The organism is Neglectibacter timonensis (assembly GCF_900048895.1).
Taxonomy (GTDB): domain Bacteria; phylum Bacillota; class Clostridia; order Oscillospirales; family Acutalibacteraceae; genus Acutalibacter; species Acutalibacter timonensis.
In genome coordinates this window covers 131173-155893 of the sequence record NZ_LT160636.1, presented here as the reverse complement: position 1 = coordinate 155893, position 24721 = coordinate 131173, and the positions used below count along the sequence as shown (strand labels likewise).

General features: G+C 57.9%; 21 protein-coding genes. 6 read left to right on the top strand and 15 right to left on the bottom strand.

Going from position 1 to position 24721, the window contains the following annotated elements:
• Window positions 1–2 precede the first annotated feature (2 nt).
• The gene (gene nifU / locus BN3911_RS02500) at window positions 3–434 is read left to right on the top strand and encodes a Fe-S cluster assembly scaffold protein NifU (RefSeq protein WP_066860927.1); all 432 of its coding nucleotides are present in this window, start codon (window positions 3–5) and stop codon (window positions 432–434) included.
• Window positions 435–666: 232 nt separating this feature from the next.
• Here nifU and BN3911_RS02495 read toward each other — a convergent pair whose 3' ends face one another.
• Window positions 667–3162, bottom strand: coding sequence for a transporter substrate-binding domain-containing diguanylate cyclase (locus BN3911_RS02495; RefSeq protein ID WP_066860924.1), 2496 nt, complete (start codon window positions 3160–3162; stop codon window positions 667–669).
• Window positions 3163–3525: 363 nt separating this feature from the next.
• Between BN3911_RS02495 and BN3911_RS02490 the strand changes: the two genes are divergently transcribed.
• Window positions 3526–5415, top strand: coding sequence for a beta-L-arabinofuranosidase domain-containing protein (locus tag BN3911_RS02490; RefSeq protein WP_082942030.1), 1890 nt, complete (start codon window positions 3526–3528; stop codon window positions 5413–5415).
• Between the two features lie 24 nt (window positions 5416–5439).
• Window positions 5440–6444 (top strand): uroporphyrinogen decarboxylase family protein, encoded by a 1005-nt coding sequence (locus BN3911_RS02485; protein ID WP_066860921.1) that lies wholly within the window; start codon window positions 5440–5442, stop codon window positions 6442–6444.
• A 368-nt stretch (window positions 6445–6812) separates the two neighbouring features.
• Here the strand turns inward: BN3911_RS02485 and BN3911_RS02475 are convergent, their stop codons facing one another.
• A complete protein-coding gene (locus BN3911_RS02475; RefSeq protein WP_066860915.1) occupies window positions 6813–7775 on the bottom strand; it encodes a small ribosomal subunit Rsm22 family protein in 963 nt (320 codons plus the stop codon).
• Between the two features lie 233 nt (window positions 7776–8008).
• Here BN3911_RS02475 and BN3911_RS02470 point away from each other — a divergent pair, with 233 nt between their 5' ends.
• Together BN3911_RS02470 and BN3911_RS02465 are read left to right on the top strand one after the other, a co-directional pair.
• Window positions 8009–8458, top strand: a complete 450-nt coding sequence (locus tag BN3911_RS02470; RefSeq protein WP_066861059.1) for a helix-turn-helix transcriptional regulator — start codon at window positions 8009–8011, stop codon at window positions 8456–8458.
• 66 nt (window positions 8459–8524) lie between these two features.
• A complete protein-coding gene (locus BN3911_RS02465; protein ID WP_066860913.1) occupies window positions 8525–9133 on the top strand; it encodes a GNAT family N-acetyltransferase in 609 nt (202 codons plus the stop codon).
• Window positions 9134–9633: 500 nt separating this feature from the next.
• Here BN3911_RS02465 and BN3911_RS02455 read toward each other — a convergent pair whose 3' ends face one another.
• From BN3911_RS02455 to BN3911_RS02440, 4 genes are all read right to left on the bottom strand, one after another.
• Window positions 9634–11001 (bottom strand): MATE family efflux transporter, encoded by a 1368-nt coding sequence (locus BN3911_RS02455; RefSeq protein WP_066861056.1) that lies wholly within the window; start codon window positions 10999–11001, stop codon window positions 9634–9636.
• A 240-nt stretch (window positions 11002–11241) separates the two neighbouring features.
• Window positions 11242–12843 carry a xylulokinase gene (locus tag BN3911_RS02450; RefSeq protein WP_066860908.1) on the bottom strand — a complete coding sequence of 534 codons (1602 nt, stop codon included), beginning with the start codon at window positions 12841–12843 and terminating at the stop codon, window positions 11242–11244.
• Between the two features lie 14 nt (window positions 12844–12857).
• Window positions 12858–13109, bottom strand: coding sequence for a DUF6171 family protein (locus tag BN3911_RS02445; protein ID WP_066860905.1), 252 nt, complete (start codon window positions 13107–13109; stop codon window positions 12858–12860).
• Entirely contained in the window at window positions 13109–14584 is a 1476-nt protein-coding gene (locus tag BN3911_RS02440) for an alpha-N-arabinofuranosidase (protein WP_066860901.1), read from the bottom strand. The genes BN3911_RS02445 and BN3911_RS02440 overlap by 1 nt, the downstream gene beginning before the upstream one ends.
• Before the next feature lie 482 nt (window positions 14585–15066).
• Here BN3911_RS02440 and BN3911_RS02435 point away from each other — a divergent pair, with 482 nt between their 5' ends.
• Window positions 15067–17409 (top strand): S-layer homology domain-containing protein, encoded by a 2343-nt coding sequence (locus tag BN3911_RS02435; RefSeq protein ID WP_066860898.1) that lies wholly within the window; start codon window positions 15067–15069, stop codon window positions 17407–17409.
• 135 nt (window positions 17410–17544) lie between these two features.
• On the opposite strand, the gene BN3911_RS02430 is transcribed toward BN3911_RS02435, so the two are convergent.
• From BN3911_RS02430 to BN3911_RS02390, 9 genes are all read right to left on the bottom strand, one after another.
• On the bottom strand, window positions 17545–18621 hold the full coding sequence (locus BN3911_RS02430; RefSeq protein ID WP_066860895.1) for a M23 family metallopeptidase: 1077 nt from the start codon (window positions 18619–18621) through the stop codon (window positions 17545–17547).
• Between the two features lie 91 nt (window positions 18622–18712).
• Window positions 18713–19918, bottom strand: coding sequence for an MFS transporter (locus BN3911_RS02425; protein WP_242871061.1), 1206 nt, complete (start codon window positions 19916–19918; stop codon window positions 18713–18715).
• Between the two features lie 57 nt (window positions 19919–19975).
• Window positions 19976–20572: a cyclophilin-like fold protein gene (locus BN3911_RS17520; protein WP_242871060.1), complete on the bottom strand. Its 597-nt coding sequence runs from the start codon at window positions 20570–20572 to the stop codon at window positions 19976–19978.
• 150 nt (window positions 20573–20722) lie between these two features.
• On the bottom strand, window positions 20723–20863 hold the full coding sequence (locus BN3911_RS17115) for a hypothetical protein (RefSeq protein ID WP_154669691.1): 141 nt from the start codon (window positions 20861–20863) through the stop codon (window positions 20723–20725).
• A gap of 64 nt (window positions 20864–20927) precedes the next feature.
• Entirely contained in the window at window positions 20928–21293 is a 366-nt protein-coding gene (locus BN3911_RS02410; RefSeq protein ID WP_147578494.1) for a winged helix-turn-helix domain-containing protein, read from the bottom strand.
• Window positions 21294–21358: 65 nt separating this feature from the next.
• Window positions 21359–21559: a hypothetical protein gene (locus BN3911_RS02405; RefSeq protein WP_066860888.1), complete on the bottom strand. Its 201-nt coding sequence runs from the start codon at window positions 21557–21559 to the stop codon at window positions 21359–21361.
• Window positions 21560–22003: 444 nt separating this feature from the next.
• Window positions 22004–22825 carry an alpha/beta hydrolase gene (locus BN3911_RS02400; RefSeq protein ID WP_066860885.1) on the bottom strand — a complete coding sequence of 274 codons (822 nt, stop codon included), beginning with the start codon at window positions 22823–22825 and terminating at the stop codon, window positions 22004–22006.
• A gap of 60 nt (window positions 22826–22885) precedes the next feature.
• The gene (locus BN3911_RS02395) at window positions 22886–23752 is read right to left on the bottom strand and encodes an alpha/beta hydrolase (RefSeq protein ID WP_066860882.1); all 867 of its coding nucleotides are present in this window, start codon (window positions 23750–23752) and stop codon (window positions 22886–22888) included.
• Window positions 23753–23827: 75 nt separating this feature from the next.
• Window positions 23828–24715: a carbohydrate ABC transporter permease gene (locus BN3911_RS02390; RefSeq protein ID WP_066860880.1), complete on the bottom strand. Its 888-nt coding sequence runs from the start codon at window positions 24713–24715 to the stop codon at window positions 23828–23830.
• Window positions 24716–24721: the final 6 nt, after the last annotated feature.

The following is a 24721-nucleotide window of genomic DNA, read 5'->3' as shown; positions in this document are numbered from 1 at the left end:
GTATGGCATACAGTGAAAAGGTTATGGACCATTTTGCCAACCCCCGCAACGTGGGTGAAATGAAGGATGCAAACGGCGTGGGGGAAGTGGGAAACCCCAAGTGCGGAGACATCATGCGCATGTACATCAAGGTGGAAAACGGCGTCATCCAGGACGTCTCCTTTATGACCTTCGGCTGCGGCGCGGCAATTGCCACCAGCAGCATGGCTACGGAACTCATCAAGGGAAAGAGCGTGGAAGACGCGCTGAAGCTCACCAACAAAGCCGTTATGGAAGCCCTGGACGGGCTGCCGCCGGTGAAGGTACACTGCTCCGTCCTGGCGGAACAGGCCATCAAGGCCGCTGTGGCGGATTATTACAGGCGTCAGGGCATCGACCCCACCCCCTTCGTGGGAGAGATTCCCGAATGCGAGGAGTGCGCCTGCGAGGTGTAACCGCGGCTGCCTCCCCTGAAACGGAGAACAAAACGAGGGGCTGCTGCAAAACGGCTTCTGAAGATATCCGAACAGAAACGCCCCTGCGTCCGGCTTATCATTGCCGGATGCAGGGGCGTTTCTTCTATTGACAAGCTGTTTTTTCCGCAATCAGCTGCCGCCAATTTTTTTCAAGGCGCCTCCCGTCATCCCCGCGGTACCGGAAATTTCTGCGCCGGAAGGCCTCCCCCTCTCAGCCGCCGTCCAGGTCTCCGGCAGAGGAGGACGCCCTGCTGATGCGGTACCCGTCCCGGCCGGCGCGCTTTGTCTGATAAAGCGCCTGGTCGGCCAGCTCATACAGGGCGCTGTACTCAAGGGAGCCGGTACAGAACACGGCGCCGACACTGGCGGTAAGCTTGATCTTTCCCGCCACCAGCAGGCTGCGCAGCCCTTCACAAAGCTGCTCGCACCGTTTTTCCAGCATTTCCGTATCTTCCACATGGGTCAGGTAGACGATAAACTCATCCCCGCCGGGCCTGCCCACGATATCTCCCTCTCCTGCATTGGCCTGTAGCAGCCGGGCCACAGCTTCCAGGGACTGATCCCCCCGCAGGTGCCCATAGGTGTCGTTGACCTCCTTGAAATGGTCCACATCCAGCAGCAGCAGGGCGCTGCCCTCGTTTTCCGCCTTCCGGGCCAGGCGCTCCGCGACCAGCAGGCGGCAGGCCTCCGCATTGTAGATATGAGTGAGGCTGTCCAGCTGCGCCTTTTCCTGCAGCGTATCCTTTTCCCGCTTTTCCCCGTCGATGATATTGATTTTGCCCAGGGCATACACCGGCCTGCCGCCGTCCCGGACGGTTTCCAGGGCGATGCGCACCCAGTGGGTTTTCCCGTCGATAAATTCTGCTTCCATTTCCCAAACGCCGTCCCGCCCGCTGCGGATCAGATCCAGGAATTCCCCGTCCCGGCCCCAATCCTTCCTGCCGGGCAGCGGTTTGGAAAAATCCAACTCCACAATTTCCGGCTTGCCGCCTTCCCGGGGAAGGGTGACCATTAAACGGCCGTCCTGAAAGTCATATTCAAAGAAATATTCGCTCACCAGCGCGTAGATGCGGAAGTGCTTTTCCAGCTCTAGCGCCAGCCGCTTTCCGGCTTTGGCCCGGTGCCGCAGAAAGAGCAGCAGCAGAACGATTACCAGCAGGAAGAAAGCCACCAGGAACACCACGGTTTCCAGCGGGTTGGCCCGCAGAAAATTCCCCAGGGAAAAGGGCTGCTTCTGCAGGGTATTGCTGTTGATGATGGCCTGGCTGTCCTCCTCGGATATCGTGTTGATACACTTATTGAGGATGGAAAGCAGCTGCGGATCGCCGGCCTTTGCCACCCCAAAACAGATTTTCCGCGGCTCATAGCTCTGCGGGATCATTTTGAGGTTCTGGTATTCCGGCATATTTACATAGTACTGCGCCGTGTAGGCATCCATGTAGGTATAATCCGCCTCGCCCTTTGCCACCGCACTGATACACTGCTCCGCCGTATCATAGCTGACGGGTTCCCCCAGGAGCTTGCCCTGATAGGTCGCCGCATTTGTCAGCGCCAGACGTCTGCCCGCTACGCCCTGCTCTGTCCCGCCGTCCTCCCTGGTCACCAGCAGATACTGGGAGGAGAGATACGCCCGGGACATGGACACGCCTTTGCTCCTAGCCAGAGCATATTCATAGGGCATGCAGGCCACCAGGGAAACCTCCTGGTTCTGAGCCGCCTCATACGCCTGCTCCGGCGTGTCATAATACACCAGTTCAAAGGACAAGCCGGTATGCTCCGACACATAGGCGAGAAAATCCAGAGCCATCCCCTTTTCCTGCCCATCCTCTCCCAGATATTGATACGGAGGCTGGTTTTTCAGGACGCCCACCTTGATTTTGCCTGCATTTTCAATGTAATTCTTTTCTTTTCCAGTGAGAAAAAGCTTTTCGTTGGGAGGAGAAAAATACTTCTCATAGAGATTGGTGGAAAAAGAAGGGTCCGCCTGTTCAATGCTGACGATGGCGGCGTTGAGTTCCTCGATCAGGCCGCTGCTGTTGCCTTTGGTCGTTGCAAAGTAGAAGGGCTTCGGGGAAAATTTGGCCACGGTGCGCATTCCCTCGATATAATTCATGCCGGAATTGAGGAGCACGTCCGCCCGGCCCTCTCTCACGGCCTGTACCTGTTCCTCCGACGTTTCACAATAGACGTACTGCGGTTCGATCAGGTTCATCACGCAGTAGTCCTCAAATTCCCGAATCAAACGGGTGCCCTGCCCGATGGCGGCCACACGAAGGACTTGGTATACCTGGGAATTGATCTCTGCTTCCTGCACCGTTTCATAGGGCACCTGAAGCAAGGTCTCCGAGACGCCGTAGCTGTGGCTTGCATAATCGTACAGTTCCCCCAGGCTCTCACTGTACACCATGGCGCCCATCAGGTCGACTTCCCCGTTCTGAAGCATTTCCAGCAGCGCGCTCAGGCTCTCGTCAATCTCACCGGGAACCTCCACAAATTCATATTCCCAGCCGGTATACTGCGCCACCTCTTCCAGATATTCATAGGTGTATCCGGTGTAGTTTCCATATTCATCAAAATCGGTAAGCCCGGCCTGAACCGGGTAGGCCACCCGGACCACACGCGCCGCTGTGTCCATCGCGCAGACCGGCAGGGCACACCAAACCAGAAGCATGCTCCAAAACAGGCACATCCATCCGCGCTTTCTCATTTGCCTCGCCGCTTTCCTCAGATTTCCGTCCTCATGATAGTATTATAGAGGATTCCGGGGCGACAGGCAAGCCTTCTGACAAATCCGGCGCGCACGTTTCGGTCCCGCGGGCGTCCGGCCGCCTTCCCTCCACAGTTTTTAGAGGATATCCTAAGTTTTCACCGGACAATTTAGGGGTTCTGTCCCTTGCGGCTGTCCGGTGGTTGGGCTATAATAACGCCAGCAGCCGGTAGCGCTTCGGATCCGGAATACCGGCGAAACAAATTGAAGCAGCGGCGAAAAAAGGAAAAACGAAAAAAAAGACGCCGCAGGCCTGCGGCCGGGAAAGCTGCCCGGGCAGGGCCTGCATGCAGGGAGGATTCTATGAAACGAGTAAAATTTGGAGCGGTAAAGCCCGAGGGGGCGCTGCGTGCCAGCATCCAGGCCGATATGGACGGCTGTATCGGTCATTTGGAGGAACTGGCTCCCGCCATCGTCTGCAACCAGGACATCTACGGGGAGGACCGACTGACCCGCCTCTCCAAACAGGCGGAGCTGGGCCGGAAGCCGGACGAACACAGCGAATTTGAGGGCGGCGGCACAGAGGTGCAGTTCATGTGGTGGAACAGCGAAAGCCAGTCCAACTGGCGGGACGGCTATGTGCGCGCCGCCCTGCTACTGGAGGATCCGGTGCTGCGCAAAAAGGCGGACGGCTACATTGACCGCATCCTTGCCACCCAGGACGAGGACGGCTATCTGGGCATTTACGGCACGGACCTGCGGTACCGGCACACCACGGAAAACGGCGAGCTCTGGTCCAAATCCACCCTGTACCGGGTGCTGCTGGGCTACTACGAGGCCACTGGGGAGCAGCGGGTGAAGGACGCCCTGGTTCGCGCCTTCGACAACCTGATGGAGGGCTACCCTATGGGCAGCTCCGACCCTTTCCTGGTAGACAAGAGCTTTTGCGGCCACTGTCACGGCCTCACCATTGTGGACGCGTTGGGCGGAATGTACGAGCTCACCGGGGACGAAAAGTATCTGGATTACGCGGTGTGGCTCTATGAGAGGTACTCCGCCAACGAGGTGGAGGAGGAGGACCTGACGCTGTCCAGCATCAGGAATCCCCACTATTTCTGGAAGAACCATGGCGTCCATCTTTACGAGCATCTGCGGGCCGTAATTCTGGCCGCCTCCCGAAAGGCGGAGTACCGGCCTCTGCTGGAGCTGGTACGGGCGAAGCTGCCCTATTATCTCACCCCTTCCGGCGGCCCCATCGGGGATGAGTGGGTGAACCGCCGTACCGCAAACGCTTCCAGAACTGGGTATGAATTCTGTTCTGTGACGGAGCTGTTCGACTCCTACGCCCTGCTGCTGGAAAAGACCGGGGACCTCTCCGTGGGCGACGATATGGAATGGCTGTACTTCAACGCCGGGCTGGGCATGAAGCACCCCACGGAAAGCTCCATTATGTACTGTAAAACCGACAACTGCTACACGGCCAACCGCCAGCGGAACCCCGGGGACGTATACGCCGACGAGCGCTATAAGTATTCCCCTGTCCATCAAACCACGGCCGTCTGCTGCGTCCCCAACATGGGAAGGCTGACCCCGCATTACGTGCAGAACATGTTTCTGGCGGAAGACGACGGCTTTACCGCCTCCCTCTTCGGAGAGAGCCGGTTTACCGGCGAATTCGGCGGTGTCCCGGTGACCATCCGCCAACTCACCTCCTATCCCGCGGAGACGGAGGTGACTTTTGAAGTGACTGTGCCGAAGCCCGTGCACTTCACCCTGCGGGTGCGCAGGCCGAAATGGGCGGAATCGGTAAGCGCCGGCTGTGACTTCTCTGAAAAGCCCGGCTGCATTGCTGTGGAACGAGAGTGGAACGGCACACAGAGGGTTACCGTCCGTTTCAGCTGTTCCGTCAAAATCCGCACCGATTTCTGCCGGGACGCCTTTGTCACCAGGGGTCCGCTGGTATACGCCCTGCCCATTGAGGCCAGGGAGCACCAGCTTCTCGCCTATGAGACCCGGCCCTTCCGGGAGGTGGCCTACGAATCCCTGCAGCGGGAACGGGAAGCCCTGCGCATTCACGAGGACGACCGGGGAAGCTTTGTCTATGAGCCCGCCGTTTCCGGAAGCTGGCGGGAACAGACCGTCACGGGAAAATTCTGGGACGGAGCACAGACGCAGACCCTGTCCATGGTCCCCATGGGCGGCACCATCCTCAGAAAGGTGACCTTTCCCCTGGCGGCGGACAAGAGAGCCTGACAAAACAGGAAAAGGAGAAATCGTATGAATTCCAAAGAACGTCTGGAAGCGCGTTTGCAGGGGAAGCCTGTGGACAAAATCCCCAATCTGAACATCGCCATGGCCCTGGTGGCGAAATGCGCGGGGGTATCCTATCGGGAATATGCCCAGGATTACCGAAAACTGGTGGAGGGGAACCTGATCTGCGCGGAAAAATTCGGCTTTGACTCGGTGAGCGCCATCTCCGACCCCATGCGGGAGGCCTCCGCTTTCGGCGCAGCCGTCACCTTTCCGGAAAACGCCGTACCCTACAGCCTGCCGGAGCTCTTTCACGACGGCTATGACCGCTCCCTGCTGAAGACAGGGAGCCCCTACGACAGCGAACGCACGCTGGACCGCATCAAAGCGGTGGAGCTGCTGCATGAAAAGGCGGGAAAGGACTTTCCCGTCATCGGCTGGGTGGAGGGCGTGCTGGCGGAATGCGCGGACCTGCGGGGCGTCAGCGAGCTCATGTTCGACCTGGCAGCGGGAGAGGAATACCTCTCCGAGCTGATGGAGCTTGTGCATGCCCAGCAGAAGGCCTTTGCCAAGGCCCAGGTGGACGCGGGGGCAGATTTCATCGGCGTGGGAAACGCGGTGGCCTCCCTCATCGGCCCTTCCCTGTATGAGGAATACGCCTTTGCCTACGACAAGGCCATTGTGGACTACGTCCATTCCCTGGGCGCCAAGGTAAAGCTCCATATCTGCGGCAACATCACCGCCCTGCTGCCCCAGCTCAGGGAGGTTGCGCCCGACATTCTGGACCTGGACTGGATGGTGGACTACAAAACCGCCGCCGATATGATGCAGGGCGCTCCTATCAGCGTAAACGGAAACCTGGACCCCGTGGCCGTGATGCTGAGCGGCACGGTGGAAGAGGTGGAGCAGAAGACCCGGGAATGCATTGCCGCTGGAAACCAGACCTCCCTTCTGGCCGCGGGCTGCGAGGTCCCTGCCGACACGCCGGAGGAAAACCTGCTGGCCATGGACCGGCTGCTCTATTTGAGCTGAAACCTTACAGGCGCGCCACGCCTCTCCCCGGGCGCATACGGCGCAGAACAAAGAGAGGACATCCCGCAATTCGCTTCGGGATGTCCTCTCTCTGTCATAAAAGGGATACGGGACGCCGCCCCGTACCCCGCAAGCTTTCAAAAAAGCCTGGCCATGCTTTTCCTCTTTTGGAAGACCTGCCAACTGTGCAAGGATATCTTTTTGACAGACTTCCCCTTGGGGGGAAGCCTTGGGCTGAGCAGAAACCCGGGAGCAGGTAAGGGCCGCGGGAAACAAGCCGAAAATTTGAAACCCGAGCGGAGCGGAGCGAGCGACCCCCGCGACTTAAAAGTCTTTGGCCGTCTTTCTTCAGAAAGGCGGGAAGCTGCTTAAAAAAGGTCTCCGCAGACTGCCTTTTTTGCAGCTTTATAGAGCGGTCCCTCCCGCTTTGACACAGTCTGCTGTTTCAGCCCTTCCTTTGAGCAGAGCTCCAGCCTGACGTAGCCCTTCCCACGATAGGGATGCCGCAGTACCCGTGCGCCGCAGAGGTTCCCCTTCTCCCGGGAAACCGCCAGATAGGAGAATTTCTCATCCTCAAAAGGAGCCTCTCCTTCCTTTGCCAGCTTGTGCAGTCGTGTGCGCTGGATACGGCAGACAAAGTGACACCAATCCCCGTCCGGCAGCGGACAAGGACCCTCCTGGGGACAGGGCGCCAGGACATGCGCGCCGCTTTCCAGCAGCCGGCTGCGGGCTTCCTTCAGAACCCGGAAACCCTCCGGCGTGCCCGGCTCCACAAGGAGCAGCAGCTTGCCCGTTGCCTCCCACAGCTTTGCAAGCACCTTTCCCCGGTCTTCTTCCCTGATTTCGTTGACCACATAAGAGGCCACCACCAGATCAGCCCGCTTTCCAATGGGCTGTGATACCAGCTCCAGCCGGCTCCATTCCGCTTGCTTGAGAGGGCTGCCCTCCCCGTGCATCAGGCTTTCCCCCAGCTTTCTCATTTCGTCCGCATATTCCAGGCAGGTCACGGAGCTGAGCTCTGCCAGCCCGGCCGCCGCCCAGGCGGCGGCCCCTGTTCCCGCGCCCACGTCCAGCAGGGAAAGCGGCGCTTGCGTCAGCCCGCCCAGCCCTTCCAGAGAATACCGGAGCGCCCTGCAGACCGCCCCATAGGTGGCGGGCATCCTGGCCAGGGCATAGGCCAGCGCCTCCGCTCTGTTCCTGATTTGAAAAGATTTCTTCTCCCGGGCTCGGTACCTCCGGCTGACCTCCCCCGCAGCCGAAAGGACTTCCGCCTGCTGCGCACTATCCAGCTGCTCCGCCAGCGCGGCCTGCAGCGTCATCGGCAGCTCCATTTTTCTTCCTTCCTTTCAAGGACGTTCCGGGCTTCCTCCCTCCCGGCCGGGCTTCCCCCGTACCGGCCCCGCGCTGTCCGGGAAAACGTCAATTTTTCAAAAGTATACCATAGAACGCGCCAAAGCGACAGGCCTCTTCCTGTTAAAAAAACGTGCCAAAGTGGAAAAAATCCCTGGTGGATTTTTTCTTCTCCCTGCTTTATACTGGATCTACCATAAAGGAGGCTGTGCATATGGAGTTAGGAAACAGTTTATTTCAGGCAAGAAAAAGAAACGGCTTTTCTCAGGAAGACGCAGCGGAAAAACTGGGAGTCAGCAGGCAGACGATTTCCAAATGGGAAACGGGCGAAACGCTTCCCGACCTTTGCCAGGCCCAAAGGCTGGCGTGCCTCTACCGGATGTCTCTGGACAACCTGGCCGGCTTTGATCCTGAAAAGGAGAGGATAGAGCAAATGGTTGAGAGCACCGGGGAGGAGATTCAGAAAAAAATTGACTGGACCAAGCTCTGGAGCAAAAAATATCCGGTTTTAGCTTCTTATCAAGACAAGGTCAGCGTTGAAAGGTACGCCGCACCGCTGCAGGCCATGCTGGGAAACCTGAAAAAAGAGTACGGGTATTCGGACAGGGACGCCTTTTTGGTGCTGAAGGATATTCTGGCCCAGCTGTGGAAAGAGGCCGAATAACCGCCTGGGTTTCTCTTCCCCGCGCAAATCATGGAGAAAATTTCATCCTCGAAAGGAAAGGGTAAAATGAACCATTTGGGAACAATTACCATAGAAACGCCCAGGCTTCTGCTGCGGCGCTTCGTCAAGGAGGACGCCGCGGCGGCCTTTCAAAATTGGACCAGCGATGAAAAGGTCACGGAATTCCTCACCTGGCCCGCTCACGAAAGCCAGGCGGTCACCGAATCGATCCTGCAGGATTGGATCGACAGCTACCGGCGCCCGGACTTTTATCAATGGGCCATCGTACTGAAAGAGGAAGGGGACGAACCCATCGGCACCATTTCCGTAATAGGCGTCCGGGAAGCGCTGAATCTGCTTCAGATTGGTTATTGCATCGGCAGCAGATGGTGGAACAGGGGCATTACCAGCGAGGCTTTTTCCGGAATTCTTCCCTATCTGTTCCAGGAAGTCGGGGCAAACCGGGTCGAGTCCGGGCACGACCCTGAAAACCCCGGCTCCGGGAGGGTGATGGCCAAATGCGGCCTGCGCCGCGAGGGCGTCCTGCGCCAGGCAGACCTCAGCAACCGGGGAATCGTCGACGCCGTTGTCTACAGTATGCTGGCGGAGGAGTTCCAGGCGGCATGCCTTCCCTTTCAGTCCCGGAAAGTCTGTTCCGGTGATGGGAAAGAGTAGGGCGCTCAAACGCGATACGGAAGGCTTTTCCCCCGCCAAACCGGAAAGGAGCGCTGCTGAAATTCAGCAGCGCTCCTCAGTTTGCCGAAAAAGAGTATTTCGCCAGGCTGAATCAGCGTGCAGGGAAGCACCGTTTTCCATAAAGAAAGCTTTGTGTGCAAACCTGTGTCCAAAATGAATGGGGGAAGGAATTCTGTTTTTCCTGGGGAACTCTGACGGTTCCTCTCCCGCGTTGATTCAGAGGAATTTTACGCGCAAATGGCTGTTTTTAAGATACAAAGCTGCTCGGCAAAATTCCTCAGCTTGGCGAAATGACCTTTTTCGACAAGCTGAGGCGCCCTGCCGGAATTCCGGCAGGGCGCCTTTTTAAGAAAAGAGGAGGATAAGGATATGAAAAAGATTTCTTGTTTTCTTTTCTGAACTGTCTTTAGTATATCTTCCTTTTGTGAAGTTGCCATGAAGCGAAGATGAAGAATTGGTAAAAAAACGGGAACGGTTTTTTATTCCGCCGCCGGGGCATACAGCTTCTTCCGCCGCACGTACAGGCTGTACCAGCAGGTGACCAGCGTCCCCTTGATGATGGACGCGATGGTCAGCGCCCACCACACCCCGTTGAGGCCCAGAGAAAACACAGGAGAAGACAGCAGCATGGCAAAGGGCACCCGCGCCACGTTAAAGAAAATGCTGGCGCCGGAGGGAATCTTTGTCTCCCCCAGCCCATTGAACGCGCCGGTCGCCGCACCTTCGATGCAGGAGAAGAACTGGCACAGCCCCAGAATCCGCAGATAGTCCACCCCCATGGGCAGCAGCTCCGCCTCATGCAGGAAAAGTCCGAAAATTTGTTGGGGGAAGACCAGAAGCAGCAGCGTACAGAAGACGCCCCAGCCCGCCATCAGTCCCAGGGCGGTACGGTAGCCCTTCTGTACCCGCCCCATCAGCCTTGCGCCGAAATTCTGGCCCACAAAGGCGTTCAGCGCAATGCCAAAACCCCCGGAAATCATCCAGGAGATACTTTCCACCTGTCCCCCCACCCGCTGAACGGCAATAGCGTCCGCGCCGAAGGAGGAGACAATGCGGGAGATGAGCAGGGAAAGGCCCGACATAAAAACGTTTTGAATCCCGGCGGGGAGCCCCAGGGAAAAAACCTCTTTCCAGGCAGCGGAGTCCGGTTTCCGGAAGACGGCAAGTTCCCGGAAAAAGCCCTGATCTTTGAGCAGGAACACCAAAAACAGCAGCGTGACCACGCCTTGGGAACCGGCCGTCGCGGCGGCGGCCCCCACGACCCCCAGCTCCGGAAAGGGGCCCAGGCCGAAAATCAGCACCGGGTCCAATATGACGTTGAGTACCAGGCCCGCCGAGGTGACAACAAACGGGAGCTTGGAATTTCCCCGCCCGGTACAGATTCCCGTAAAAATCTGGTTCAGGGTTCCGAACAGGATTCCCGCCGTGCCCGTAATCAGCAGGTAGGCTTCCGCGCTGTGCGACACTTCCGCCTTTCCCAGACGGAAAAAGCCGATGAGGCCCTTGTGAAAAATCACCAGGACTGCCATATAGAGCAGCACGATCAAAAGGCCCAGCTGAAACGCGGCGGTGGCATAGCTTTTGGCCTTTTCCTCTTCCCCCGCGCCAATGGCGTGCGCCACCTTGATCTGGCCGCCCATCCGGGCCACCGAGGTGAGGCTGTCGGAAATCCACAGGTAGATGCCCGCCGCGCCAACGGCGGCCATCGCTCCGCTTCCGATCCTGCCGATCCAGATCATATCCACAAGGTTATACGCCATCTGGATAAACGAGGTCAGCATAATGGGCAGGGCCAGCCGGGAAAGTCCCAGGAAGATACTGCCCTCCCTCAAATTCTGTTCTTTCATTGTAAAAAACCCGCTCCTTTTCTCTGTGTCCGTCTGCGTATGGAAGGAGTCCCCTCCCGCTGCAGCGCCCCGGCCCGCAGCGGGAACCCATCCCCATAAAAAAAGACGGTGGAAACGGCGATACGCATACGTATCCCCCGTTTCCACCGTCCACCGTTTTGAAAAGACATCTCTTTTCAAGATACCTAGATTGTAACGGCTGGCAGCACATTTGTCAATAGGGCTTTTCTTCCGTTCCCGTTACCGCAGGCTCTCCACCGCGGCCTGCTCCACGGCGAGGCCCGTGCGGTAGCGCTCGATATAGCGCCCGAACCCGGCCGTATCCTCCGGCTTGGGCTCCACGCAGTCCCCTGCCGCGTCCCGGAACACCTTCTGCTCCAGGTAGCTTTCCAGGGTTTCATCCTGTTCCCGTTCCTTCCTGTACATGGCCAGCAGCGCCATGCCCCAGGGGCCGCCTTCCCCGGCGGTCTCCATCACGGCTACCGGCACGTTCAGCGCGCCGGCCATCAGGCGCTGGCCCACGCCCTTCGTCTTAAACAGGCCGCCGTGGCCGTACAGCCTGGAAAGCACCACATGCTCCTGGTCAAAGAGAATGTCCATGCCGATTTTCAACGTCGCCATGGCCGCATACAGCTGCGCCCGCATAAAGTTGGGCAGGTTCAGCCTGCTCTCCGGGTTCCGCACCAGCAGCGGGCGGCCCTCCTCCAGCCCGGTCACAGGTTCGCCGGAATAGTAGTTGTAGCTCAGCACGCCCCCGCAGTCCGCCTCGCCTTCCAGCGCCTGGAAGTACAGCAGATCGTACAGCTTCCACTTGGGAAGCTCCGTCCCAGCCGCCTGCAGCAGCTGTCCGAACAGCTTCACCCAGGCGTCCAGGTCGGAGGTACAGGTGTTGCAGTGCACCATGGCCACCGGCAGGCCCGCAGGCGTGGTCACCATGTCGATTTCCGGGTAGACTTTGGACAGCTCCTTTTCCAGCACCGCCATGGCAAAGATGGATGTGCCCGCAGAAACGTTGCCCGTGCGCACGGAAACGCTGTTGGTGGCGGTCATGCCCGTCCCGGCGTCGCCCTCAGGCGGGCACAGCGGCACACCCGGCTCCAGTTCCCCGGAGGGGTCCAGCAGCCGTGCGCCCTCCTCCGTCAGCACCCCGGCCGGGTCCCCGGCCACAAGCACCTTCGGCAGGATATCCCCCAGCCGCCAGGGCAGACCGCGCTGCTCCAGAAGCCCGTCGAACTGATGGACCATGCGGGCGTCGAAATCCTTTGTCCCGCTGTCAATGGGGAACATACCGGAGGCCTCCCCCACGCCCAGCACCCTTTCCCCGGTGAGCTTCCAATGTACATACCCGGCAAGCGTTGTGAGATAAGCGATACGCCCCACATGCTCCTCCCCGTTCCGGATGGCCCGGTAAAGGTGGGCGATACTCCACCGCTGAGGGATGTTGAACCGGAATAGCTCCGTCAGTTCCGCGGCCTCCGCCTCTGTGACGGTGTTCCGCCAGGTGCGGAATTCGGCCAGCTGCTCCCCATCTCCGTCAAAGGCCAGGTAGCCGTGCATCATGGCGGAAAAGCCCATAGCGCCCGGCCGCTTCAGCGCCGTGCCGTACTTTTCCTTCACCTGCAGGGCCATCTCCCTGTAGGCGGCTTGAACCCCCGTCCACACATCCTCCAGGCGATAGGTCCAGATGCCGTTTTCCAGGCGGTTTTCCCAGTCAAAGGCGCCCGAGGCAATGGGCGCGTGGTCCGGGCCGATCAGCACCGCCTTGATGCGGGTGGAGCCCAGCTCCACCCCCAGCGCGGTCTTTCCCTGTTCTATTGCCGTTTTGATCTCTGCATCTTTCATTTCAACAACTCCCTTTACCAAATTTTCTCCGACTGCGCACAGTGCTGTCTCTTTTTCGCCGCCCGCACTTCCACAAAGCAGCCGCACAGGGCGCACATGCCGTTGCGCAGGCTGTCGCAGCGCCTGCACTGTTCCAGCCGCCCGGCATACTCCGCCGGGTCCGTTTTCTCTTCCTCCGGAATGCTTTTTATGTACTCGTAAACGGACTGGAAATAGGCGCCGTCCAGTTCTTTCAGCAGGCACCTTCTGCACACCCTCTGTTCCATCAGGAGAGGGTCAGTTCCAGCACAGAGCAGGCGGGCATCGTGAAGGCGATTCCGCCTTTTTCCGCAGTGAACTCTGAAAATGCCCGGGGCTGCACCTTGTCCTGTGCGCCGAAGTCGTTATAATCGCCCATGTTTCCGGAAAGGATACGGCCTTCCGCCCCGGCGCACGTCCTGCCTTCCAGCGTCAGCTCCACGGGGCGGGGCTTTTCCGCATCCGTATTCGCCAGCGTCACATGGATCACACCCGACCCGTCCTCCGAAGCGGACACGCTCAGGTCCGGCACCAAATCTCCTTCTGTGCCCACAAACCCCGTCTCCGCGTAGCTGCCCAGCAGCACAGCGTCCTGATGATGCTTGTAAAGGTCGAACACGTGATACGTGGGCGTGAGCACCAGCTTTTCCCCCTCCGTCAGGATCACCGCCTGCAGCACGTTCACCATCTGCGCCAGGTTCGCCATCACCACCCGGTCGCTGTGGGCGTTGAAGATATTCAGGGTCAGGGCCGCCACCATGGCGTCCCGCATGGTATTCTGCTGGTACAAAAAGCCGGGGTTGGTGCCGGGCTCCACATTGTACCAGGTCCCCCATTCGTCCACAATCAGTCCCACCCTGTGGGCGGGGTCATGGCGCTCCATGATCTGCGCATGCTTTCTCACCAGTTCTTCCATGCGCAGGGCCTTCTTCAGGGTGGCGTAATACTCCTCCTTCGGAAACCCGGTGGCCGCGCCCTTGTCCTGCCACTTTCCGGTGGGCACCGTGTAATAGTGCAGCGTCAGGGCGTCCATATACGCCCCGGCAATCTCCATTACCTTGTCCGTCCAGTCATAATCCGCCCCGTTGGGACCGCAGGCGATCTTATACACCTTGTTTTCCCCGTAATCCCTCACATAGGTCTGGTACCGCCGGAACTCGTCCGCATAGTATTCCGGCCGCATATTGCCGCCGCAGCCCCAGTTTTCGTTGCCCACTCCGAAATATTTTACCTTCCAGGGCTCCTCCCGGCCGTTTTGTTTCCGAAGCTCCGCCATGGGGGACACGCCGTCAAAGGTCATATACTCCATCCATTCGCTCATCTCCTGCACCGTGCCGGAACCCACGTTGCCGTTGACATAAGGCTCGCAGCCTACCTGGCGGCAGAATTCCAGGAACTCATGGGTGCCGAAGGAATTGTCCTCCACCACGCCGCCCCAATGGGTGTTCACCATGCGCTTTCTGCCCTCTTTGGGGCCGATGCCGTCCTTCCAGTGGTATTCGTCGGCAAAACAGCCGCCGGGCCAGCGCAGCACCGGCACCCTGATATTCTTCAGGGCCTCCACCAGGTCCGTCCTCATGCCGTTTACATTGGGGATGGGCGACCCCTCCCCCACATACAGGCCGTTGTAGATACACCTGCCCAGATGCTCCGAAAAATGGCCGTAGATATTTTTGCTGATTTTGCTTTTCTTTTCCAACGCGTTGACAATGACCCTGCTCATTCTTCTGATTTCTTCCTTTCCTCAGGCCGCTGCGCAACGGGCACTAGAACCCCGCCCGCAACGGGCACTAGAACTCCGCCCGCAACGGGCACAAAAGCTCTGCCCGCGCCGCCCGTTTTTTTAGTTCTCCCTCCCAAAGGATACCGGGTATTTCGTAAGCTTATTATAAAGTTGTAAGTACAAATTTGCAACTGTTTTCAGAGGAAAATCAGCAGAATTTTTGAGCGGCGGACAAAAGCACAGCCCCCTTTGTCCTGCGGATCATTCCCTGCTCCCTTTCCTCCCCCGTACCCTGAAGGTTTCATTGCAATCAGGTACCGGCAGGCTATGGGGCGGGGCGGCGCCATAGCAGCGGGGCAGCAGGGTCAAGTTCCCCCAACTTGACTTAATCGACAATTTACGTTATGATACACTCGCTGTTTTTATCTAATCCAAACCACAGCAGGCGGGATAGTCATCGCAGAAAGAGGGTCGCTTTATTTATGAAACTGAAAAAGGCTGTATTTCTTCTGGCCGCCGGAATCCTGCTCTTCTGCGCATCCCTGCCGGCTTATGCCGAAGAGGCCCAAAGCAAGGGGCTGGAATCCTATTTCAGAACGGGGGACCACAAACCCTATATTTCCGGATACGGAAACCACACCATTGCGCCGGACAAGGAGATTACGCGGTCTGAAGCGGCTCAGATGCTCTGGAATTTGCTGCTGGACCCTCCCGAAACAACAGAATCCAGGTTTTCCGATGTAACGCCTGGCGAATGGTATGCCGACGCGGTAAATTCGTTGAGTCAGATCGGCATCTTTAACGGATACGGCGACGGGACGTTCCGGCCCGGCCAAAACATCACCAGGGCGGAATATGTAAAGGCTCTGACATCCTGTGTTCCGGCTGTTGAGGCGGACAACCCCTTTTCCGATGTGAAAAGTACCCATTGGGCGTACCGCAACATCCTGACAGCCATTTCCAAGCAATGGATTAACGGCTATGAAGACGGGACCTTTCGTCCGGATCAGACGATCACCAGGGCGGAAGCGGTGACGATTCTCAACAGAGCCCTGAAGCGCACAGGGGCGGGCTTTGCGGAATACCGTACAGGAGAATATTTCACAGACATCGGCAAGAGCCATTGGGCCTACCTGGATATTGTAGAAGCAAGCGGGGCGGTAGCCTATGAGGAGGCGGATCTTCCGCCGGTGGACACGGACGCCTATGTACGTGTCACTGCTTCCTCCGGGCTGAACCTGAGAGAAGGTCCGGGAAGCGGTTTTGGAAGTATCCTGGTATTGTCAAACCACACGGTATTATCCGTGTTATCTATGCAGGACAGGCCCTGGATTTATGTGCAGACAAGCGGGGGAGTAAAGGGCTATGTGCATTCCGATTACATAGAGGAATACCGTCCTAACACGGATCCGGCTGAAAATATCCGTCTGTCGGCGCAGGAGGCAGCTGTCCCCCAATACAAAACCTTCCGGCTGGATGGAGTTTCCAGCCCGAGGACCTCCATCCGGTGGAGCAGTGAAGATGATACCGTCGCAGCCGTCTCCAGCGTCATCGCATACGGCGAGGGGGATGAAAGCTGTTTTGTGTTTGGGAAAACTCCCGGGACCACGGTGATTACCTGCACGGATTACACGGGCAAGGTGCAGGCGAGATGCAGCGTGACGGTAGGCGCGCCGGAACCGGTACGCTTTGCCTATTGCGACAATAATACCGCCGCTGCCGGAGAAACGGCAAATTTAGTGGCGTTGACGGACAGTTCAAAAGACAGCGTCAAATTTATTGTCTCCGGCGGCGTCCAGCAAACCGCCTTGGAATCTGATTCGTACCGCACGGAACAAAGGGGCGGCAATACGGTCCGCATCTTTCAGTGCCCCATAAGGTTTTCCGGCAACGGAGAGTACCGTGTCCAGGTATATTCCGCCGAAAAAAACGAGCCGTACACGGAAGGGGAGTCCTTTTCTGTTCCGGTTGGGACGGCAGAGCCAAAGGATTCCACAACTTACGGAAACCGTCAAACCAGCAATGCAATGATAGAGCTGATTATGGACTATGAAGATTATGTGCCTGTCATTCGCGACGACAGCGCCGCGCCGAAGCACCCAACAGTGGGCTATGGGTTTGTTGTCAATACGAACACGGCCTTTTATGACAGCCTGACCAGGACAGAAGCCAGGGCCATGCTGGTGGAAACGATCAATTCTTATTACGGAGAGGCTGTCAACCAGTTCCGGAGCGAGCATCAATTGAAGATGAGCCAAAGTCAATTTGACGCTTTGGTTTCCTTCAATTACAATCTCGGAACGGCGTATATGGAATATCCGAGCGGCAGGTATCTGTTTGAAACCATTTTAAACGCCGTCATTCCGCCGTCAGGCATCAGCGCCGCAAATCCCTGCTCCGCCACTCTGAATGTAAAAGATGCAGACTTATTGGAAACGCCGAATAAGAGCGGCAAAGTTGTGAGGAAAATTCAGGTGAATTCCAAGGTTCAGGTAACGGCGGTAAAACGGGACGCGCAGACGAAAGAAACTTGGTATCTGGTAAAGGCAGGGAAGGATACCGGCTGGATGAGAGCGGGAAACATCCATCTGGATATTCCCTCCCCCGTTCGCGATCTGAACTATGTGGATTCCATGACGTTTGCAACTTACCTGCTGGCCTATCATCACACAGACGTCTGTGAACCGGGCCTGCTGTACCGGCGGCTGCGAGAGGCGAAGCTGTTCAATCATGGGGATTATGCGCAGGCGTCGCCCTCCAATCCCTATTCCACAAAGAACACCTATGGGTACCTCTATCCTGACTGCATGAAAGCATACGAATGATTCCCTGTATTTCTGCTTACCAAGTGTTTCCTCCATTTGAAAAAAGGAAGCCCGCTGTTACGACGCAGGCTTCCTTTTTCCTTTTCTATGTCGTTCTTTTTTGCCGCGGTCTGGGGCGGCTTTCGCCCTTCTCCGTCAGGGCCGGCTCCCGCCGCTGCCTTCCTCCGGGGAGGGAGCGGGGGAAAACCGGTTTTCCGGAATCTCCTCCCGGAAGGGCTGCGCCCGGCTCCACTCTTTGGTGGCGTCGTCCCGCACCACCTCGCTCTGATGATTTCTCAAAAGGTTGCAGAGGTCGTTGACGTCGATCCAAATCTCGTTTGCCCCCTCCTTCTGCGACTCGTCGAAAATCAGCTGAAGCCCATAGTGGAGGTGGCTGGTGTCGATGTTGTTGGTATTTTCCGTGGCGCTGTATCCCGTCCGGCCCACATAGCCGATCACATCCCCTGCCATGACTGTTTGGCCCGGTTCCAGGCCTTCCGCATAGGGTCGGTCCTTCCGCAGGTGGGCGTAATAGTGGTACCGCTTTCCGTCGAAGCTGCGCACGCCGATGCGCCAGCCGCCGTACTGATTCCAGCCCATGGCCTCCACCACGCCGGACTCCACGGCGATGACCGGGGTGCCCACCGCCGCCATCAGGTCGTGGCCCAGATGCCTGCGCTGGTAGCCGTAGGAGCGCCCCACGCCGAAATCGTCATAATCGCTGTAGGGAAAGGTTTTCGCAATAGGGGAATACGCCTTCAGGCCGTACCTTTTTTCCCAGCCGTTTTCCGTCTCCACCTCGTATTCCCCCACGAACCCGTCCAGCACGGCATGGTAGGCTTCGCTGTAATAACTATAATATTTCAGCCCTTCCCCCAGAGATGCCACGGTCTGGCCGCTCCCTATCTTTTCCAGCACAGCTTCCAGGTCGCCGCTTCGGTACCGGGTGAAATCCCCGCCGTATTTCGTACCCAAATAGGCCAGTATCTCGATCCAGTCCACATGGGGGCGGCCTTCCTCTCCATGGGTTTCGATATCCAGCTCCATGGCGCTTTTCAGCAGTTCGGAAGGGATGTTGAAGTCCACCCATTTGATCGGTTCTTTTTTTTCGGCCCCTGCTTCCGCCTGCCTGGCCAGCACCGGCACAGCCGCCCCTACCAGGACGCAAACCAGCAGGACCGCCAGAACAGCGGTCTTCTTCACCTTGATGGCACAAAACATATCCTCACTCACCCGGGTTCTCTTTTGGATATGCCTATGCCGGACAGGGGGCGGTTTAGAACATGAAAAGCAGTTTTCCTTTCCCGCCGCAGCCTTCCGCCAATCAGGAGACGGCTTTCTGCGCTTCCTGCTTTCCAAACACGGGATTTTTCCTGCACTGACGGGCGCGCAGAAGGAGCAGTACGGCGCCTGCCGCCAGCATCAGCAGCCCGCCCAGAGGAAGGCTGGAAGCGCCCAGAGAGTCTATCAACGCTCCGCAGAGTGTTGCGCCTACCGTGGTGCCCAGGTTGGTGGCTGACAGAAACAGGCCGTTGGCGAACTCCGGCGCTTCCGGCGCCGCCGCAGTGATCCAATACTGGTTGATGTTGCCCGCGCACCCGGCCAGAATTCCCCAGAGCAGCACTGCGCCCACTGCAGGCGCAGGAAGCTTTCCTCCCCACAGGAGCAGCAGATACACTGCGCCCAGCACAGGAGGGAACAGCACCACAAACCGCAGCGCACTGCGGGAAAGCGCCCTGCCCCCTATGGCGTTCCCCAGAATGTTCGCCAGCCCATACAGCAGCAGAAGCACGCTGACCAGCTGGGCCGGCAGCCCTGTAACAGCGCCCAAATACTCCGAAAGGTAGCTGTACACGCCGAAAATGGAACCGTTGAGCAGCACCACCCCCAGAATCGACAGCCAGACGCCGGAACGCTTCAGAACCCGCACCTGGGAACCGTAGGTGACCCGCTCCGCAGCAGGCAGTGCGGGCAGGAAAAAGAGGACGGCCAGCAGGGACACTCCATTGGCCGCCGCCAAAAACAGCATAGCCGCCCGCAGGGAAGCCGCGCCTGCAATGGCGCTGACAACCGGCACCCCCAGCACCATCCCCGCGGAAACCCCCATCATCACCTTTGCCACAGCCTTCGGCGCACGGGCCGGTTCTACAGAGGCTGCCGCCAGAGAAAAGGCCATGGACACATAGACCGGCTGAAAAAAGGCGGGCAGAATGCGGGCCGTCAAAAGCACTGGGAAGCTTTCGGCAAACGCGGAGACGACATTGCAGGCGGTGAACACGCCAAGCACTGCCAGCATTACAGCTTTCCGGCGAAACCGGGAAAACAGCAGCGGCAGAATGGGCCCGGATACAGCCACCGCCAATGCGAACAAACTCACCAGCAGCCCTGCCGCTGAAATTTCCACCCCGTACCGGACGGAAACCATGGGCAGAATACCCACCACGCCCATTTCCGTATTGATAATGCTAAAGACTCCCAGCGTCAAAACCAGCAGCAGCGATCCTGTTTTTCCGCCCTTTCTTTCCATCATAGCCGTTCGGCCTCCTCTTTCTCAATTTTCCAGCTCCTCAGCAGGCCGGGTCCGGATTTATTCTGCGCTTACCTGAAAGGACACCTCAGCGCTTCCGCTGCCCAGCGCCTCTCCAAGCCCGGCGGGGTCTTCCAGGAATCCCAGCGGCGTGTACTCATAAGAGGTGGAAAAGCTCTCGTAAAACAGCACCAGGCAACTGCCTCCGTAAAGCATCAGATCTCCCGCACGGATGCTGTGGGGATTACGGGCCTCTGCGGGCAGGCTCACCGGCAGATCAAAATATTTCTCATTGCCGTTGAGCTCGTTCATCTCCAGCGTCATCGGCTTATTCTTCAGCAGCGCCCGGGTGGTCTCGCTGTCATAAAGCAGGGCGGAGAATTCCTTCCCGCCCGCCGTAACCTGCAGTTTCAGCATTTCTTCCTCCTGTTCCTCCGTCCGGCTTTCTTCCCCGGACGACAACGCCGGGGAAGAAAGCGCCCGTTCCCTGTTCTCCCCGGAGGATTCCGCCCCAACAGACGCTTCCCCTTTGGAACTTCCGGCGTTTCCCACTTCCCGGGATTCTTCCGGAACCCCGCCGTTCCCCTCACAGGCGCCAAGCGTCAGTGAAAAGACCGCCGCCAGCAGCAGTGCTCCCAGCCTTTTTCCACCTTTCATCCGTTTCCCCTTTCCACACGGAACTCCTCCCGGACGCCCTTCCGGATGAGCATGGAGGAAATCCGGCGCGTGCCGTCTGCCCCGGCTTGTTCCGTGGTTCCCCAGGCTCCGGGGTTTTTTCTTTTGCAAAATGTCCTTAGTTTGGAAAGCCTATCTCTTTCCGCGCCTCCGCCGTTCTCTCGCCACCCACTCCCCATAGGGCTCGCTGAGCCGGAAAAGGCGGACCGTCAAGCCAGCCAGTACCAGCAGAACGCAGATAAGCAAAGCATCCAACATTGCCAATAAATCCATCGCGGTGCTCCTCTTCCTTTCTCCGTTTCCAAGTATTGTGTAAGCGGGCGGCTCTCCGTGCAGTTCAGGACGCCGTTTTCCTGCCGGAAGCTGCTGCGGGACGCCGTACTCTCCGGTGGCCGTCGGCCCTCCCGGCTCCCGTGTCCAGCCGGTAGCCTACGCCCCGCACTGTGACGATAAAATCTCCCAGGCCGCCCAGCCGGGCCCGCAGGTTTTTCACGTGGGTATCCACCGTCCGGGTGGCGCCGGGAAGTTCATATTCCCAAACCTCCCGCAGAAGCCGCTCCCTGGAGAGCACCGTGTCGGGATGCCTCGCCAGATACAGCAGCAGCTTCCGCTCCATGCGGGAAAGCGCCAGCTCCCGCCCGTCCAGCCTGACAGAGTCTTTCCCACAGGAAAGCTCTGCTCCGTTCCATACAATTTTCATCATCCGGGCGTCCTCGGCCTCCTTTTCTCCGTTTTCCCGTTCTCCGCGCCGGACGTCCCACAAGGCCTTCAGCCCCGGCCCCGGCGCTTCAGACCACACCTTCTGCCCGAAGCCCTTCTTTCCTTCCCGGGCGACAGATGTTTCTGCAGCCACTTTGCGAGGGGCTTGCAGTTCAGAAGCAGGCGGATGGTACAAAACATCAGCGCCATCATAGCCAGCATGAGGACTCCGTCAATCAGATGGAGGATGATAATGGTAGATTCTTCCAAAACACGCGCCTCCTGTTTCCTTTGTTACACGGGCTTTTTCCCTGCCAAGCCGCTGAATTCAGTATAATCTCCTCCATGTGAAATATCAAATACCTATGCTGTATACTGTATCATGCATTTCAGGCATATATTTATCGAAACAATGCAGTCCAGCCTTTTCAGCTGACCGACCCACGATAAAAAATGGGAGACTTCCCTACGAATCTAAAGTTGGAAAAGCTCCAAACAGTGAAAAGGAACCCAAAGCCGTATTCCTACCAGCCGGCTTGCCGCAAAATCCCTGCGGGGACAGCCGCGCAAAAACGCCTTTGAATCCGGCCGTAAAGGCCGTTTTCAAAGGCGTTTTCCTGGACAACAAGCTTATTGTTACAGCTTTATTCCGCAGTTTCCATTTGCGGCGGTACTTTTTGCAGGCAACCTTCCCAAACGGGAACCTGCCTTATGTCAATTGGCGGCAAATCTTTTCCGCATGCAGTTTTCCTCAAAATTCCTGTCCCGCAGGGGCAGCCAGTCGATGATCTTCGGCAGGTATTCGTTCCAGAAGCTCCAGGTGTGCGCCCCGGGTCCCTCCGCATAGGTCACCTCCAGGCCGATTTCCTTTGCCTTCTCTTTAAAAGCGCAGAACCCGCTGTAACCGAAATCCTCCGTGCCGCAGCAATCGTAGATTTTGGGCAGGTCCCCCCCGTTTTTCACGGCCTCCTCCAGCACATACCAGATATCGTTCATGGAGTGGGGGATCAGGCTCACGTCCCCAAAAATGTTTTCGAAATGATGGTCGCGGTCCTTGAGGATCTCCGCCAGCTGCAGAGGGCTCATGGGCCCTGTGGACATCAGCCCCACCGCCGCGTATTTCTCCGGACAGTTAAAGGCGCATTTCGCCGCGCCGAATCCGCCCATGGAAAGGCCGCAGATAAAGTTGTCCTCCCGCTTCTCAGACAGCGGGAAATATTTGCGCAGCAGGGCGGGCAGCTCCTCGGTCACATAGGTGAAGTACTTCGCCCCGCCGTTGGGCAGGTCTGTGTAAAAGCTGTTCCCCACCTCCGGCATGATCACCGCCAGCTTATGCTTCACCGCCCAGAACTCAATGGCCGTTTTGCGCACATAATCGGTATGGTCCCCGCCACCCCCATGCAGAAGCCACAGGGTCTGGAATTTCTCCCCCTCCGGGATTTCCCGGTCAAAGCCTTCAAAAATGGGCAGGATGACGCTGATACTGGTCTGACCGCCCAACGCTTCGGATTTTAAGCTCAGTTCAAAACATGCCATGTAATATCTCCCCTTTTCTTAGTTATCCCGCCGGGACGGAAGAAACCGCCCCGCAGAGGGTTATTCTCCCGGATAGATGGCGCTGTGCCGGACGGGCAGCCATTCTCCAATGGCCTTCCTGAGGATGAGGTCCCAGAAATCCCATTCGTGCTTATAGCCGGGCAGCTCCAGCATGCTGGCCTTAAAGCCCAGCTTCTTCAGTTCTTCGTAGCCCAGGCGGCATCTGGGCAGGGCAAAGTCGTCCAGCCCGCAGGCGAAGAAGAATTCCGGCAGGGGCTTTCCCTCTTTCACGTCGTTTTCCGCCGTCAGGTAGGCGTTGTGTCTGCTTGCCGCGAACTCCTCCCAGGTGCCGTAAATGTCCGACAGGTTGGGCATGGGCATGGCGTCCGGATCCTCCTCATCGCGCCCCAGCGCCATTTTCGGCATGGCATAGGGGGAACCCGGCTTCAGGGTGTCCGGATGCCTTGCAGCGCCCGACATGATCAGCGCTGCCGAAAACAGCTCCGGGTAAGTGAGGGCAATTTTCATAGCCCCCGCGGCGCCCATGCTCAGGCCGCCTACGAAGGTGTCCTCCCGTTTGTCCGACAGCGGGAAAAACGCCCTTGTCAGGGGGATCAGCTCCTCCATGATGTATTTCAGGTATTTCGGGCCCTTGGGCACGTCGGTGTATTCCCCGTTGTAGTCGCAGGGCATCACCACGGCCAGCTTGTGGTCGTCCGCATACCGGACGATATTGGAAAAGTTCACGTAATCCGAATCGTCCCCGCTGCCGCCGTGCAGCAGGTACAGGGTCTGGTACTTCATGCCCTGCACATAGACCTCTTTGCGGTCGCTCATGACGTCGGCAAAGGAAAAGCTGGGAAGGCACATGGTGACGTTGGTCTGCATGCCCAGATATTTCGAAAGAAAATTGAATTTTACTACCATACTGATACTCTCCTCCAAAAAAATGATTGTGACAAAAGGGGGCCCGCAGGAAAGCGGGCCGTCCTTGTATCCAGTTTACTCCTTCACAGCGCCCAGCGTAATCCCCTTGACGAAATATTTTTGGAAAAACGGGTAGGCGATGAGGATGGGGGCGATTGCCACCACGGCAATGGCCATACGGATTGTGGTGGTGGGGATATCCCGGTTGACTCCCTGGGTGGAGTCGGTGCCGTTTGACAGGAAGGTGATCTGGGAGGACATGACCCGCAGCACCTGCTGAATGGAATACCATTCGGTGCCGGTGAGGTAATACAGGCCGTTCTGCCAGTCGTTCCAGAACATGATGGCGGTGAGCAGCCCCACTGTGGCGGTGATGGGCAGGGACAGGGGGAATACAATCCGCACAAAGGTGGTAAACTCCCCCGCGCCGTCGATGCGGGCGGATTCCACAATCGCCTTTGGGATGCTGAACCGGTAATAGTTCCGGATGAGGATGATGTTGAACGCGTTGAGCAGCAGGTTGGGGACAATCAGGCACCAGAGGGTATCCTTCAGGTGGAACACCTGGGTGTAGATGTAGTAGGTAGGCACCAGCCCGCCGGAAAACAGCATGGTGAACACCACCAGGAACATCAGCACCTTCACCCCGGGAAGGTCGTCCTGGGACAGCATGTAGGCGCCCAGGTTGGTGATGATCAGGCTGGCCGCGGTGCCGATCACCGTCACCGCTATGGTGACGCCGTAGGCCCGGCCGATGACGGAAAAGTTTGTGAGGATATACCCGTAGGCGTCCATACTGAAGCCCCGGGGGAACATGGAATAGCCGTATTTGATGATCTGCGTATCCTCGGAAAAGGAGGAGGAGATGAGGATCAGGAACGGCACCAGCGCCAGAAAGGTCAGAAGGAACAGCACCGTATGGGAGACCCCGTTCATGCGTCTGGCTGATTTCGAATTGACCATACCTCT

Bases quoted from the DNA above. Each gene is read 5' to 3' on its own strand.
- nifU (WP_066860927.1), top strand. From the start codon at position 3: ATGGCATACAGTGAAAAGGTTATGGACCATTTTGCCAACCCCCGCAAC.
- BN3911_RS02475 (WP_066860915.1), bottom strand. From the start codon at position 7,775: ATGGAGCTGCCGATGACGCTGCAGGCCGCGCTGGCGGAGCAGCTGGAT.
- BN3911_RS02445 (WP_066860905.1), bottom strand. From the start codon at position 13,109: ATGGAACAGAGGGTGTGCAGAAGGTGCCTGCTGAAAGAACTGGACGGC.
- BN3911_RS02490 (WP_082942030.1), top strand. From the start codon at position 3,526: ATGAAACGAGTAAAATTTGGAGCGGTAAAGCCCGAGGGGGCGCTGCGT.
- BN3911_RS02435 (WP_066860898.1), top strand. From the start codon at position 15,067: ATGAAACTGAAAAAGGCTGTATTTCTTCTGGCCGCCGGAATCCTGCTC.
- BN3911_RS02400 (WP_066860885.1), bottom strand. From the start codon at position 22,825: ATGGCATGTTTTGAACTGAGCTTAAAATCCGAAGCGTTGGGCGGTCAG.
- BN3911_RS17520 (WP_242871060.1), bottom strand. From the start codon at position 20,572: ATGAAAGGTGGAAAAAGGCTGGGAGCACTGCTGCTGGCGGCGGTCTTT.
- BN3911_RS02495 (WP_066860924.1), bottom strand. From the start codon at position 3,162: ATGAGAAAGCGCGGATGGATGTGCCTGTTTTGGAGCATGCTTCTGGTT.
- BN3911_RS02390 (WP_066860880.1), bottom strand. From the start codon at position 24,715: ATGGTCAATTCGAAATCAGCCAGACGCATGAACGGGGTCTCCCATACG.
- BN3911_RS02455 (WP_066861056.1), bottom strand. From the start codon at position 11,001: ATGAAAGAACAGAATTTGAGGGAGGGCAGTATCTTCCTGGGACTTTCC.
- BN3911_RS17115 (WP_154669691.1), bottom strand. From the start codon at position 20,863: ATGGATTTATTGGCAATGTTGGATGCTTTGCTTATCTGCGTTCTGCTG.
- BN3911_RS02450 (WP_066860908.1), bottom strand. From the start codon at position 12,843: ATGAAAGATGCAGAGATCAAAACGGCAATAGAACAGGGAAAGACCGCG.
- BN3911_RS02465 (WP_066860913.1), top strand. From the start codon at position 8,525: ATGAACCATTTGGGAACAATTACCATAGAAACGCCCAGGCTTCTGCTG.
- BN3911_RS02485 (WP_066860921.1), top strand. From the start codon at position 5,440: ATGAATTCCAAAGAACGTCTGGAAGCGCGTTTGCAGGGGAAGCCTGTG.
- BN3911_RS02410 (WP_147578494.1), bottom strand. From the start codon at position 21,293: ATGATGAAAATTGTATGGAACGGAGCAGAGCTTTCCTGTGGGAAAGAC.
- BN3911_RS02425 (WP_242871061.1), bottom strand. From the start codon at position 19,918: ATGATGGAAAGAAAGGGCGGAAAAACAGGATCGCTGCTGCTGGTTTTG.
- BN3911_RS02395 (WP_066860882.1), bottom strand. From the start codon at position 23,752: ATGGTAGTAAAATTCAATTTTCTTTCGAAATATCTGGGCATGCAGACC.
- BN3911_RS02470 (WP_066861059.1), top strand. From the start codon at position 8,009: ATGGAGTTAGGAAACAGTTTATTTCAGGCAAGAAAAAGAAACGGCTTT.
- BN3911_RS02440 (WP_066860901.1), bottom strand. From the start codon at position 14,584: ATGAGCAGGGTCATTGTCAACGCGTTGGAAAAGAAAAGCAAAATCAGC.